Here is a 13,963-nt window from a genome sequence, read left to right on the forward strand (position 1 = left end):
CGGTGGGCGCTCCCGGCCGACCTAGGGTGACCGGCGTGGACGTCTCCGGCGGGCATGTCGCCTTCTTCGGTTTTCCGGGCTTCGGGCACATCCGGCCGACGCTGCCGGTCGTGCGCGAGCTGCTTTCGCGCGGGCACGACGTGACGTACGTCGTCGCCGAACGCTTCGCCGGCGTGGTCGCGGAGACCGGCGCGAGAGTGGTGCCCTACCCGTCCGCCTTCCCGGAGTCGATGCCGGACGTCCACACCGCCGACGACCTCGCCGCGGTCCTCGCGCACTACCTCGACGAGGCCTACGCCCCGCTCGCCACCGCGTGGCCGGAGTTCGCGGACCGCCCGGTCGACCTCGTCGTCGAAGATGTGCTGAGCACCGACGTCGGCGGGCTGGTCGCGCGGCGCGCCGGATGTGGCGTCGTCCGGCTGTTCGCCGGGTTCGGCGGCAACGACGAGGTTCCCCTCAACGGCAGCGAAACCGAGCTCGAAGGCCCGCCACTGGATCCCGCGCACCCCGCGCTGGCGGCCTGCGGCGAGCGCGTCACGGCGCTGCTCGGGAAGCTCGGCCTGGACGCCCCGCCGGACTTCCCGCCCGGGGGCGGGGAAGTCGTGGCGAACCTCGTGTTCGTGCCCCGCGCCTTCCAGTTCCGCCCGGAGTGCTTCGGCGACGACTTCGTCTTCGTCGGCCCGACCGGCGACGACGGTGCGGCCGCGGACAGCTGGGCCGCGCCCGGCGCGGACGTTCCCGTCGTGCTGGTGTCGCTGGGCACCTCGTCCAACAGCAACCCCGGGTTCTTCACCGCGTGCGGGCAGGCGTTCGCGGGCACCGGCTGGCGGGTCGTGATGACCACCGCCGGGCACGTCGGCGACGACGTCGCGGCGGCCATGCCCGACAACGTCGAGCTGCACTCCTGGCTCGACCACCGCGCGGTCCTCCCGCACACCGACGTCGTCGTCTGCCAGGCCGGGACGGGCTCCCTGATGGACGCGTTCGGCCACGGCGTCCCCGTGGTCGCCGTGCCGCAGCGCCCGGAGGCGCGGGTGACCGCGCGGCAGGTCGAGCGGCTGGGGCTGGGCCGCGCCCTGCTCGACGACGTGACCGGGGACGACGTGCGCGACGCCGTCCTGGCCGTCGCCGCCGACGCCGCCGTGGCGGCCGAGGTCGCGCGGATGCGGGCGGCCATCAAGGCGTCCGGGGGCGCGAAACGGGCGGCGGACGTGCTCGAACGGGCCGTGCGAGCCACCCATGGGGAGCGGGCATGAGCGACGACGACAAGCTGCGCGGGTACCTCAAGAAGGTCACCGCGGACCTGTACCGGACGCGCGAGCGGCTGCGTGACGCCGAGGACCGGGAGCACGAGCCCATCGCGATCGTGGGGATGAGCTGCCGGTTCCCCGGTGGTGTCCGCTCGCCGGAGGACCTCTGGGACGTCGTGGCCTCGGGCCGTGACGCGATCTCGGGATTCCCCGTCAACCGCGGCTGGGACCTCGACGCGCTCTACGACCCCGACCCGGACCGTGCCGGGACGTGCTACACGCGTCAAGGCGGCTTCCTGCACGACGCGGACGAGTTCGATCCGGAGTTCTTCGGCATCTCCCCGCGCGAGGCGCAGACGATCGATCCGCAGCAGCGGCTCCTGCTCGAAACGGCCTGGGAGGCCTTCGAACGCGGGGGGATCGACCCGGCGTCGCTGCGCGGCAGCAGTACCGGCGTGTTCGCCGGGGTGATGTACAACGACTACGCGACGCGCCTGACCGACCTGCCCGCGAGCCTCGAAGGCTACGTGGGCAACGGAAGTGCCGCGAGCATCGCCTCCGGCCGGGTGGCCTACACCTTCGGGCTCGAGGGCCCGGCGGTCACCGTCGACACCGCGTGCTCGTCGTCGCTCGTGGCGCTGCACTGGGCCGCGCAGGCGCTGCGGCGCGGCGACTGCTCGCTGGCGCTGGCCGGTGGCGTCGCGGTGATGTCGACGCCGGTGACGTTCATCGGGTTCAGCCGGCAGCGCGGCCTCTCACCGGACGGCCGGTGCCGCTCGTACGCCGACGCCGCCGACGGCACGGGCTGGGGCGAGGGTGCCGGGTTCCTGTTGCTGGAAAGGCTTTCCGACGCCCAGCGCAACGGCCATCCGGTGCTCGCGGTGGTGCGCGGATCGGCCGTCAACTCCGACGGTGCGAGCAGCGGGCTCACCGCGCCGAACGGGCCTTCGCAGCAGCGCGTCATCCGCGCCGCGCTCGCCGACGCCGGGCTGTCCGCCGCGGACGTCGACGTCGTCGAAGGCCACGGCACCGGGACCACACTGGGCGACCCGATCGAGGCGCAGGCACTGCTGGCGACGTACGGCCGCGAACGTGCCGGCGGGGCGCCGCTGAGGCTGGGCTCCGCGAAGTCGAACTTCGGCCACACCCAGGCCGCGGCCGGGGTCGGCGGCGTCATCAAGATGGTCATGGCGCTGCGCAACGAGCTGCTGCCGCGCACGCTGCACGCCGAGGTTCCGTCGTCCAAAGTGGACTGGGACGCGGGTGCGGTCGAGCTGCTGCAGGAGGCCGTCGCGTGGCCGGCGGGCGAGCGGCCGCGTCGCGCCGGGGTCTCGTCGTTCGGCGTGAGCGGCACCAACGCGCACACGATCATCGAGCAGGCACCCGCCCTTGAACCCGCTGAGTCCGGAGGCACTGCCGGGCTGGTCCCCGCGGTGTTGTCGGCGAAGAGCCCGGAAGCCTTGCGTGAGCAGGCCGCCCGGTTGCTGTCGCAGGTGGACGGACACCGGCCGGTCGACGTCGCCTACTCGCTGGCCACGACGCGGGCCGCGTTCGAGCACCGGGCCGTCGTGCTGGCGGAGACCGCCGAGGAACTGAAGCAGGGGCTCAGCGAGCTGGCGTCCGTCGGCGAAACCACGCCGGGCAAGACGGCTTACGTGTTCGCGGGCCAGGGAGCGCAGCAGCCGGGCATGGGCCGCGAGCTGTACGCGGCCTTCCCCGTCTTCGCCGAAGCCTTCGACGAGGTCTGCGCGGGCTTCGCCGGACTGCGCGAGCTGATCTTCGAGGGCGGCGACCTGGATCGCACCGAGGTGACCCAGCCCGCCCTGTTCGCCGTGGAGGTCGCGCTCTTCCGCCTGCTGGAGTCGTGGGGACTGACCCCGGACTTCGTCATGGGGCACTCGATCGGCGAGCTGGCCGCGGCGCACGTCGCCGGGGTGTTCTCGCTGGCCGACGCGTGCCGCCTGGTCGCCGCGCGGGCGCGGCTCATGCAGTCGGTGCCCGAGGCCGGCGCGATGGCCGCCCTGCGCGCCACCGAGGAGCAGGTCCGGCCGCTGCTGGGCGAGCGTGTCGCCCTCGCGGCGGTCAACGGGCCCGAGGCCGTGGTCGTCTCCGGTGACGTCGATGCCGTCGAGGAGATCGCCGCGCGGTTCGCCGGGTCGAAGCGGCTGCGGGTCAGCCACGCGTTCCACTCGTCGCACATGGACCCGATCCTGGACGCGTTCCGCGCGGTCGCCGAGACCGTTTCCTATGCGGCGCCGAGGATTCCCGTGGTGTCCAACGTGACCGGTGAGCTGTCGGACGTCGCGTCCGCCGCGTACTGGGTCGACCACGTCCGCGCCACCGTCCGGTTCCACGACGGCATGCGCTGGCTCGCCGAGAACCGCGTGACCCGGTTCGTGACACCCGGGCCGGGCGGCGCGGCCGCCGCGATGGCCGGGGACTGCGTACCGGACGCGGTCGTGGTGCCGTTGCTGCGCCGGGACCGCGACGAGGTGCGCACCTTCACCGAAGCCGTCGGACGGATGCACATCGCCGGGTTCTCCCCGGACTGGGCGGCCGTGTTCGCCGGCCGCGGCGGGCGGGTCGTCGACCTGCCGACCTACGCCTTCCAGCGGGAGCGCTACTGGCTCGACGGGCAGCACGCCGTCAAGCCGGCCGGTGCCCTGTACCGCGTCGAGCAGGTCCCGGCGACCGCCACCAGCCCGGCCGTCGACTGGCACGCCTTGGGCTCCGACGTCCCGCCGGTGGTCTACTTCCGGTGCGAGGCCGAAGGGAACGTCGTCGAAGCCGCCCACCGCTTGGCGCGAGAAGCCCTGGAAGTGCTGCAGACCTGGCTGACCGACGACCGTTACGCGAACTCCAAGCTCGTCTTCGTCACCCGGGGGCTTGCCGGTGCCGCGGTGCGGGGACTGGTCCGGTCCGCGCAGGCCGAACACCCCGGCCGGTTCGTCCTGGCCGATGCCGCCGAACTGCCCGCCGCGTTCGCCGTCGAAGAGCCCGAGGCCACCTACGCCGACGGCGAAGTCACCGTGCCCCGGCTCGTCGAGTCCACTTCGGACGACGTCGGCCGCCTCGAAGGCACCGTGCTCGTCACCGGCGGGGCCGGTTCGCTCGGCGGCGAACTCGCCCGGCACCTGGTGCGCGCCCACGACGTGCGCCGGCTCGTCCTCGCCGGCCGTCGGGGACCGGATTCGCCTGGCGCACAGGAACTTCAGGCCGAGCTGGCGGCCGAAGGCGCCGAAGTCGTCCTCGCCGCCTGTGATGTCGCCGACCGGGAAGCCCTCGCGGAGCTGCTCGGCGAGATCGGCCCGCTGAGCGCGGTGGTGCACGCCGCCGGGGTACTCGACGACGGTGTCGTCGCCTCGCTGACGCCCGAGCGGCTCGACGCCGTGCTGCGGCCCAAGCTCGACGCGGCCTGGCACCTGCACGAACTCACCGAAGGCCTGTCCGCCTTCGTGCTGTTCTCCTCGGCCGCCGGGGTGCTCGGCGGCGCCGGGCAGGGCAACTACGCGGCGGCCAACACGTTCCTCGACGCGCTCGCCGCGCACCGCCGCGCGCAGGGCCTGCCCGCGGTGTCGCTGGCCTGGGGGCCCTGGGTGCCCGACGGCGGGATGACCGGGCAGCTGACCGACGCCGACGTCGCCCGCATGCGCCAGGGCGGCGTCCGGCCGCTGCCGGCCCGCGACGCATTGCGCCTGTTCGACCGCGCCCTGGCCGGTCCCGACGCGCTGGTCGTGCCGATCGACTTCGCCGTCGGCGACCTGGACACCACCCGGCCGCTGCTCGGCGGCCTGGCCGGGGAACCACCCGCCCCGGCCACGCGGCTCACCGGCGATCCCGCCGCCGCCCTCGACCTGGTCCGCGCCCAGGTGGCCGCGGTACTCGGCCACTCGGCGGCGTCCGTGCGCGCGGACCGGCCGTTCGCCGACCTCGGCTTCGACTCGCTGACCGCGGTCGAGCTGCGCAACGCCCTCGGCTGCGAGACCGGCCTCACCCTGCCCTCGACGCTGGTGTTCGACCACCCGACGCCGCGCGCGCTGGCCGAGCACCTGCTCGGCGCGTCCGCTCTCACACCCGCCGAGCCGACGGCCCGGCCGAGCGACGAGCCGATCGCGATCGTGGCGATGAGCTGCCGTTTTCCCGGCGGGGTTCGCACGCCCGAACAGCTGTGGGAACTCCTCGAAGCCGGGCGGGACGTCATCTCGCCGTTCCCCGGCGACCGCGGCTGGGACCTCGACACGCTCTACCACCCGGACCCCGACCACCCCGGCACCTGCTACACGCGCGAAGGCGGCTTCCTCGACGACGCGGCCGGGTTCGACCCGGAGTTCTTCGAGGTTTCGCCACGCGAAGCCGTCGCCATGGACCCGCAGCAGCGGCTGCTGCTGGAGACGTCCTGGGAAGCCTTCGAACGCGCCGGGATCGACCCGTCGGCGCTGCGCGGCAGCCGCACCGGCGTCTTCGCCGGGACCAACGGCCAGGACTACTCGTCGCTGCTGCGGGATTCGGCGGACGACGTCGCCGGGCACCTCGGCACCGGCAACGCGGCCAGCGTGCTGTCCGGCCGCGTCTCCTACACCTTCGGGCTCGAAGGCCCGGCCGTCACCGTCGACACGGCGTGCTCGTCTTCGCTGGTCGCGCTGCACCTCGCGGCGCAGTCACTGCGGTCCGGCGAGTGCTCGCTGGCGCTGGCCGGCGGCGTCACCGTCATGTCCACGCCCGCCGGGTTCGTCGAGTTCAGCCGGCAGCGCGGGCTGGCCGAGGACGGCCGCTGCAAGGCCTTCGGCGACGCCGCCGACGGCACCGGCTGGTCGGAGGGCGCCGGGATCCTGCTGCTGGAAAGGCTTTCCGACGCCCGGCGCAACGGCCGGCGCGTGCTGGCGGTGCTGCGCGGGTCGGCGGTGAACCAGGACGGCTCGAGCAACGGGCTCACCGCGCCGAACGGCCCTTCGCAGCAACGCGTCATCCGCGCCGCGCTCGCCGACGCCGGCCTCGCACCGTCCGATGTGGACGCCGTCGAAGCGCACGGCACCGGCACGCGGCTCGGTGACCCGATCGAGGCCCAGGCGCTGCTCGCCACCTACGGGCAGGACCGCGAGCGTCCCCTGTGGCTCGGCGCGATCAAGTCGAACCTCGGGCACACCCAGGCCGCCGCCGGGGTCGCCGGGGTGCTCAAGATGGTGCTCTCGCTCGACCACGAGGTGCTGCCGCGCACGCTGCACGCCGACGTCCCGTCGGAGCGGGTCGACTGGACCGCCGGGGACGTCCGGCTGCTGACCGAGCCGGTCGCCTGGCCCGCCGATGGCCACCCGCGCCGGGCCGCCGTGTCGGCGTTCGGCTTCAGCGGGACCAACGCGCACGTCGTCCTGGAGGAAGCGCCGGTCACCAGCGCGTCCACTGTAGACAAATCGGCCATGCCGCTGTGGCCGCTCTCCGGCCACACCGAGGCGGCGTTGCCGGCGCAGGCCGCCGCGCTGCTTCCCCTGGTGGGCGAAGACCTCGACGCCATCGGTTCCGCCTTGGCCGCCCGTACGGCGTTCGACCACCGTGCGGTGGTGTTCGCGCCCGACCGGGATTCCGCGCTGCGGAACCTGCGGCTGCTGGCCGAGGGCGGGGAAGGTCCCGGCGTCGTGCGTGGCCGCGTCGCCGGCGAGGGCCGCTCCGCGTTCCTGTTCACCGGCCAGGGCGCCCAGCGCGCGGGCATGGGGCTCGCTCTGTGCGCGGAGTTCCCGGTCTTCGCCGACGCCTTCGACGCGGCCTGCGCGCGGTTCGACCTCCCCTTGCGCGAGGTGATCGCCGAGGGCGGCGAGCGGCTCGACCAGACCCGGTTCACCCAGCCCGCGCTGTTCGCGTTCGAGGTCGCGTTGTTCCGCCTGCTGGAGTCGTGGGGGCTGACGCCGGACTTCGTCATGGGTCACTCGATCGGCGAGCTGGCGGCCGCGCACGTGGCTGGCGTGCTGACCTTGGCCGACGCCTGCACCCTGGTCGCCGCGCGCGGCCGGCTCATGCAGGAGCTGCCCGCGACCGGCGCGATGGTGGCGGTGCGGGCGACCGAGGACGAGGTCCGGCCGCTGCTCACCGCGTCAACGGGGATCGCCGCCGTCAACGGGCCCGCGTCGGTCGTCGTGTCCGGTGTGGAGGACGACGTGCTCGGCATCGCCGCACACTTCACGCGGCTGGGCCGGGAGACCAAGCGGCTACGCACCAGCCACGCGTTCCACTCCCCGTTGATGGACCCGATGCTCGCGCGGTTCGGCGAGGTCGCCGCCGGTCTGTCCTATCGGGACCCGAAGATCGGCCTGGTCTCGAACCTCACCGGCCGGCTCGTCACCGCCACCGGGCCGGAGCACTGGGTCCGGCACGTGCGCGACGCGGTCCGGTTCGCCGAGGGCGTCAGCCTGCTCGCGTCCCGCGGTGTCACCCGGTTCGTCGAGGTCGGCCCGGACGCCGTGCTCTCGGCCATGGTCGGCGACTGCGTCGAGGACGCCGTGTTCGCGACGGCGACCCAGCGCCGGAAGCGGCCGGACGTCGAGGCCCTGCTGACCGCGCTGGCCGAGGCCCATGCCCACGGGTTCTCCCCGGACTGGGCCGCGCTGCACCCCGGCCGCGGCCGGGTCGAGCTGCCCACTTACCCCTTCCAGCGCCGCCGGTTCTGGCCCGGGACGCCCGGACGCGCCGGTGACGTCGCGACGGCGGGACTCGCGGCCAGCCCCCACCCGTTCCTCGGCGCGACCGCCGAGCTGGCCGGGTCCGCCGGCTTCCTCGGCACCGGCCGGCTTTCCCTGCGGACGCACCCGTGGCTCGCCGACCACGGCATCGGCGGTTCGGTGCTGTTCCCCGGGACGGCGTTCGTCGAGCTCGCCGTCGACGCGGGTGACCGCGCCGGCCGCACGCAGCTCGAGGAGCTGACGCTCGGGGCGCCGCTGGTGCTGCCCGCGACCGGGGGCGTCCGGCTCCAGGTCCTGACCGGCGCGCCGGACGAGTCGGGGGCCTGCCCGCTGACCATCCACTCGCGCCCCGAGGACGCGGCTCCCGGCAGCCCGTGGACACTGCACGCGAGCGGCGTGCTGACGCCGGGGCTTCCCGCGCGCGGCGAGGGCCTCGCCGAGTGGCCGCCGCCGGGCGCGGAAACCCTTGATACGGAGGGACTCTACGACCGGCTCGCGGAGAGCGGGTTCGGCTACGGGCCCGTGTTCCAGGGCCTGCGGCGAGCCTGGCGGCACGGCGAGGACGTCTACGCCGAGGTCGAGTTGCCCGAGGATGCCGAAGGGGCGTTCGGACTGCACCCCGCACTGCTCGACGCGGTGCTGCACGCGGCGGCGTTCCTGCCGTTCGCGCCCGCCCCGAACGGGCGGTTGCCGTTCTCCTGGCGCGGCGTTTCCCTGCACGCCGAGGGTGCGCGCGGCCTGCGGGTGCGGCTCACCAAGACCGGCGCGGAATCGCTGGCGATCGCGATCGCCGACTCCGCCGGGCACGCCGTCGCGACCGTGGATTCCCTGGTCCTGCGGGAGTTCTCGCCGGACCAGCTCGCGGCCCGGCCGGACGCGCTGTACCGGCTCACCTGGCCCGTCCACGACGGCGACGCGGTGAACCCGTCGTGGGCGATGGTCGATTCGCTCGCCGAAATCACCGACGTCCCGGACGTCGTCGTGCTGCCCTTCGCGACGCGGCCGGTGCGGGAGGCCACGCACGATGTGCTGGCCCTCGTCCAAACGTGGCTCGCGGAGGATCGCTTCGCCACGGCGAAGCTCGCGCTGCTGACTTCCGGCGCGGTCGTCACCGAAGACGGCGACGGACGGCCCGATCCCGCGCTCGCCGCGGTCTGGGGCCTGGTGCGCTCGGCGCAGTCGGAGCACCCGGGCCGGTTCGCCCTGGTCGACTCCGACGGCTCCGCGGAAGTCGCCGAGGCCTTGGCCGCGGGGGAGAACCAGGTCGCGGTCCGTTCGGGCGTGGTCCGGGTGGCGCGGCTGGCGAAGGAGACCGACGCGCTCACCGTCCCCGCCGGGGACTGGCGGCTCGACATCGCCGACCGCGGCACGCTCGACGGGCTGACCGTCGTGCCTTGCCCCGAGTTCGCCGAGCCGGTCGCGCCGGGCGCGGTGCGGATCTCGGTGCGCGCCGCCGGCGTGAACTTCCGGGACGTGCTCAACACGCTCGGGATGTACCCGGGCCCGGCCACCTCGCCGGGGCTGGAGGGCGCCGGAGTCGTCACGGCCGTCGGCGACGGCGTCACCCGGTTCGCACCGGGCGACCGCGTCATGGGCATGTTCGGGGGCGCGTTCGGGCCGGTGGCCGAGGTCGACGAGCGGATGCTCGCCCGGCTGCCCGCCGGGATGTCGTTCGCGCAGGGCGCTTCGGTGCCGGTGGTGTTCCTGACCGCGCTCTACGCCCTGACCGACCTGGGTGACCTGCGGCCCGGCGAGACCGTCCTGGTGCACGCGGCGGCGGGCGGCGTCGGCATGGCCGCGGTGCAGCTCGCGCGGCTGCTCGGCGCCGAGGTCTACGGCACCGCGAGCACCGGCAAGTGGGACACGCTGCGGGCTTCCGGCCTGGCGGACGACCACATCGCGTCGTCGCGGACGCTCGACTTCGAAGCCGAGTTCCGCGCGGCGACCGGCGGACGCGGCGTCGACGTCGTGCTCGACTCGCTCGCCGGCGATTTCGTGGACGCGTCACTGCGGCTGCTGCCGCGAGGTGGCCGGTTCCTGGAGATGGGCAAGACCGACGTGCGCGACGCCGACCGCGTCGCGGCCGACCACCCGGGCGTCCGGTACCAGGCGTTCGACCTGGTCGAGGCCGGGTACGACCGGATCCGCGAGCTGTTCGACCGGCTGCTGGAGTGGTTCGACGCGGGGGTGCTGACGCCGCTGCCGGTCACCACCTGGGACGTCCGGCGCGCGCCCGCCGCGTTCCGGCACGTCAGCCAGGCCAAGCACGTCGGCAAGGTCGTGCTGACCGTGCCCGCGCCGCTCGACCCGGAAGGCACCGTGCTGATCACCGGCGGCACCGGCGGCCTCGGGCGCCTGCTGGCCCGGCACCTCGCGGGGTCCGGCGTCCGGCACCTGCTGCTGGCGAGCCGTCGGGGCCCGGCGGCCGAGGGCGTCGAAGAACTGCGAGCCGAGCTGTCCTCGCTGGGAGCGGAAGCTTCGGTCGTCGCGTGTGACGCGGCGGACCGGGACGCGCTGGCGAAGGTGCTGGCCGAGGTGCCGGGGCAGCACCCGCTGACCGCTGTGGTGCACGCGGCCGGGGTGCTCGACGACGGGCTCGTCGAAGCGCTCACCCCGGAGCGGCTGGACGCCGTGCTGCGGCCGAAGGTTTCCGCGGCGGCGAACCTGGACGAGCTGACGCGGGACCTCGATCTGTCCGCGTTCGTCCTGTTCTCGTCGGCGGCGGGCGTGCTCGGGGCGCCCGGGCAGGGCAACTACGCCGCCGCAAACGCTTTCCTGGACGGGCTCGCCCGGCACCGGCGGTCGGCCGGGCTGCCCGCGCTGGCCCTGGCCTGGGGTCCGTGGCTGCCGACGGGCGGCATGACGGCGAGCCTGTCCGAGGCCGACGTGCGGCGCATGGCGCGCTCCGGGCTGCCGCCGCTGCCGGCGGACCAGGGCCTCGCGCTGTTCGACGCGGGCCTGGGCGCGCCCGACGCGGTGCTCGTGCCGATGCTGGTCGACTCGCGCGTACTGGGCTCGGGGGACGTCCCGGAGCAGCTGCGCGGAGTGGTCCGGACCGCCGTCCGGCGGCGCACGGCCGCCGCGGGCGCGCCGGAGGCCGACCTGCGGCAACGGCTGGCGGGGACGTCCGGCGAGGACCGGCGGCAAGCGCTGGTGGAGCTGGTGTGCGCGCAGGTGGGCGCGGTGCTGGGCTACGGCGGTACCGAGACCGTCGATCCGCAGCGGGTGTTCAAGGAGCTGGGGTTCGACTCGCTGACCGCGGTGGAACTGCGCAACCGGCTCAGCGCGGCGAGCGGGATCCGCCTGCCGGCGACGCTGATCTTCGACTACCCGACCCCGGCGGCGCTGGCAGGTTACGTCGGCGAGGAGCTGTTCCCGGAAACCGCTTCCGAAGCGCCCGAAGGCGACGAGGACGGGGAGATCCGCGCGGCGCTGGCGGCCATCCCGGTCGCCCGGTTCCGCGAGGCGGGGCTGCTGGACGCGCTGCTGAAGCTGAGCGGGCGCGCACCGGCACCGGCGGCCGATGCCGGGGACGACGAGCTGGGCGACCTCGACGTCGACGACCTGGTGCGGATGGCGCTCGGGCCCGACGAGGCGTGAAACGACGCGCCTGAAACGACGCGCCTGAAACGAGAAGCGGCCGCCCTGGTGACCCCCCGACGGGACACCAGGGCGGCCGTTTCGGTCCGCCGGATCAGTTGTTCAGGAAATGAAGAATCGACGCCGTCCCGCGGCCGTCGTTTTCCGTGACGTCGCACTGCGGACGAAGAACAGCAGGCCGACGACGATGGTGACGCCGCCGCCGATCACGCCGATGGTGTGCTCGCCCGCGTTGATGATGATGGCGACCCCGCCCGCGACGAGGATCAGCCCCATGACGAGGGAAACGAACGGACGGCCGCCTTGTTCTTTGGCCATGGGAAACTCCTTGGAACGATGGACGACGAATCTCTTGTGATCGATTCAAGCACACGGCGATCTGCGTTGTGAGTCCTCGAAAGTCGTCTTCGGACCATCGAAAGTTGACATTCCCGAGTTGCCGGTCGCCCAGGGTACTGGGAAGATCACACCCGAACGGGGGTTGCAACTTTGGTTGCGGTGACAAGCGACCTTGTGATCTAGCACGACGGCGGTGGCTGCCGGTTGACTAGTCCTCAGGCACACAGGAACGGATACGGAGCAGGCGCGTGATCACAGCACGAGATCTGACGAAGCGATACGGGGACACGACGGCCGTCAACGGCCTGTCGTTCGAGATCAAGCCCGGCGTCGTGACCGGTTTCCTCGGGCCCAACGGGGCGGGCAAGTCGACCACGATGCGGATGATCCTCGGCCTGGACGCCCCCAGCGGCGGCTCGGTCACGGTCAACGGCAAGGCCTACCGGGACCTGCCCGCGCCGATGCGGGAGGTCGGGGCGCTGCTCGACGCGAAGGCCGTCCACGGCGCGCGCACGGCGTACCGGCACCTGCAGTGGGTGGCCCAGGCCGGCGGCATCCCGCGCAAGCGGGTGGACGAGGTGCTCGACACCGTCGGCCTCACCGACGTCGCGGGCAAGAAGGTCGGCAACTTCTCCCTCGGCATGTACCAGCGGCTCGGCATCGCGACCGCCCTGCTGGGCGACCCGCCGACGCTGCTGTTCGACGAGCCGGTCAACGGCCTCGACCCCGAGGGCATCTACTGGATCAGGACCCTGATGCAGGACCTCGCCGCCGAGGGGCGGACGGTCTTCGTGTCCAGCCACCTGATGAACGAGATGGAAGAAACCGCCGCGCACGTCATCGTGATCGGCCGGGGCGAGCTCATCGCCGACATGCCGATCGCCGACTTCACCCAGCGCAGCGCGCGCAGCCACGTCCACGTGGTTTCGCCGCAGGCCACCGAGCTCGCCGAGGCCCTCGAACGGGCCGGCGGCAAGGTGACGAAGCTGGACGACGGCTCGCTCAACGTCGTCGGCCTGGACTCGCCGGAGATCGGCGACCTCGCGCTGGAGCGGCGGCTCGGGCTGCACGAGCTGACGCCGGTCCGCGCGAGCCTCGAGGCCGCGTTCATGGACCTCACCAAGGACAGCGTGCAGTACCGCTCGCACAACGGCGCGCCGCCGGAGGAGCACAAGGTACTCGAGACGGTGCGGGCGCTCGCGTCGGAAGGGACTGAATAACGTGACCACCGCAACGGCTTCGCTGCCGGAAACGAAGACCTCGCCCGGCCTCGGCAACACGCTCGCCGCGGAGTGGACCAAGCTCAGGTCGGTCCGCTCGACCTGGCTCGTCGTCATCGCCGCGGCGGTCGTCAGCGTCGGGTTCTCCGTGCTGTTCAGCTTCCTGACCGAGCAGGACTACAAGAACCTGCCGGCCGGGCAGACGACGGACTTCGACTCGGCGGGCACCGCCATGGTCGGGATGAACCTCGGCCTGATCCTCATTTCGGTGCTCGGCGTGCTCGCCGTGTCCGGTGAGTACTCGACCGGGATGATGCGGCTCACGCTGGCCATCACCCCGCACCGCGGCCGGGTCCTGATCTCGAAGGCCATCGTCGTCGGGCTGCTGACGTTCGTGCTCGGCACTCTGTTCGCGGCGGCGGCGTTCTTCATCGGCCAGCTCGTCCTCGGCATCAACCCGGCCATCCCGACGCTGGGCCTCGGCGGCCCGGGCGTGCTGCGCAGCCTGCTCGGCTGGGGCGCGGAGTTCGCGGCGTTCGCGCTGCTGGCCCTGTCGTTCGGCGTGATGATGCGCAGCGCGGCGGGCGCGATCGCCACCGCGATCGGCTTCATCTTCGCCCCGGCGATCCTCGGCGCGCTGCTGCCGACGTGGGTCCAGCGCGACATCCTCGCGTACTTCCCGGCGTCGGCGGCGGAGCAGCTGAGCACGGCCCAGCTCAAGACGGACTCGGTGACGTACCTGGGCCCGCTGACCGGCGGCGGCACGCTGCTGACGTGGGTCGCGGTGGCGCTGGTGGTGGCGTTCTCCCTGATGGGCAAGCGCGACTCCGGCTGAGCGGTCTCCCGCGGCAAGAGGTCGTGAGTGAGAAACAGTGTTCTAACCCTG

4 protein-coding genes and 1 pseudogene are annotated in these 13,963 nt (G+C 73.5%); 4 read left to right on the forward strand and 1 reads right to left on the reverse strand.

Annotated elements, in window-relative coordinates; translation table 11 throughout:
• Nucleotides 1–110: 110 nt before the first annotated feature.
• Both AA23TX_RS28335 and AA23TX_RS28340 read left to right on the forward strand, forming a co-directional pair.
• On the forward strand, nucleotides 111–1,256 hold the full coding sequence (locus AA23TX_RS28335; protein WP_439328793.1) for a macrolide family glycosyltransferase: 1,146 nt from the start codon (nucleotides 111–113) through the stop codon (nucleotides 1,254–1,256).
• A pseudogene (locus AA23TX_RS28340) lies at nucleotides 1,253–11,518 on the forward strand (type I polyketide synthase); the annotation flags it as partial. The gene AA23TX_RS28335 and the pseudogene AA23TX_RS28340, both read left to right, overlap by 4 nt.
• Before the next feature lie 102 nt (nucleotides 11,519–11,620).
• Here the strand turns inward: AA23TX_RS28340 and AA23TX_RS28345 are convergent.
• The gene (locus AA23TX_RS28345; protein ID WP_155545855.1) at nucleotides 11,621–11,836 is read right to left on the reverse strand and encodes a hypothetical protein; all 216 of its coding nucleotides are present in this window, start codon (nucleotides 11,834–11,836) and stop codon (nucleotides 11,621–11,623) included.
• Nucleotides 11,837–12,105: 269 nt separating this feature from the next.
• On the opposite strand from AA23TX_RS28345, the gene AA23TX_RS28350 reads away from it, so the two are divergent.
• Entirely contained in the window at nucleotides 12,106–13,077 is a 972-nt protein-coding gene (locus AA23TX_RS28350) for an ABC transporter ATP-binding protein (RefSeq protein WP_155545856.1), read from the forward strand.
• 1 nt (nucleotide 13,078) lies between these two features.
• The gene (locus AA23TX_RS28355) at nucleotides 13,079–13,912 is read left to right on the forward strand and encodes an ABC transporter permease (protein WP_230862741.1); all 834 of its coding nucleotides are present in this window, start codon (nucleotides 13,079–13,081) and stop codon (nucleotides 13,910–13,912) included.
• The last annotated feature ends 51 nt before the right edge of the window (nucleotides 13,913–13,963 follow it).

Origin of the sequence: Amycolatopsis camponoti (assembly GCF_902497555.1) — a bacterium.
GTDB lineage: Bacteria > Actinomycetota > Actinomycetes > Mycobacteriales > Pseudonocardiaceae > Amycolatopsis > Amycolatopsis camponoti.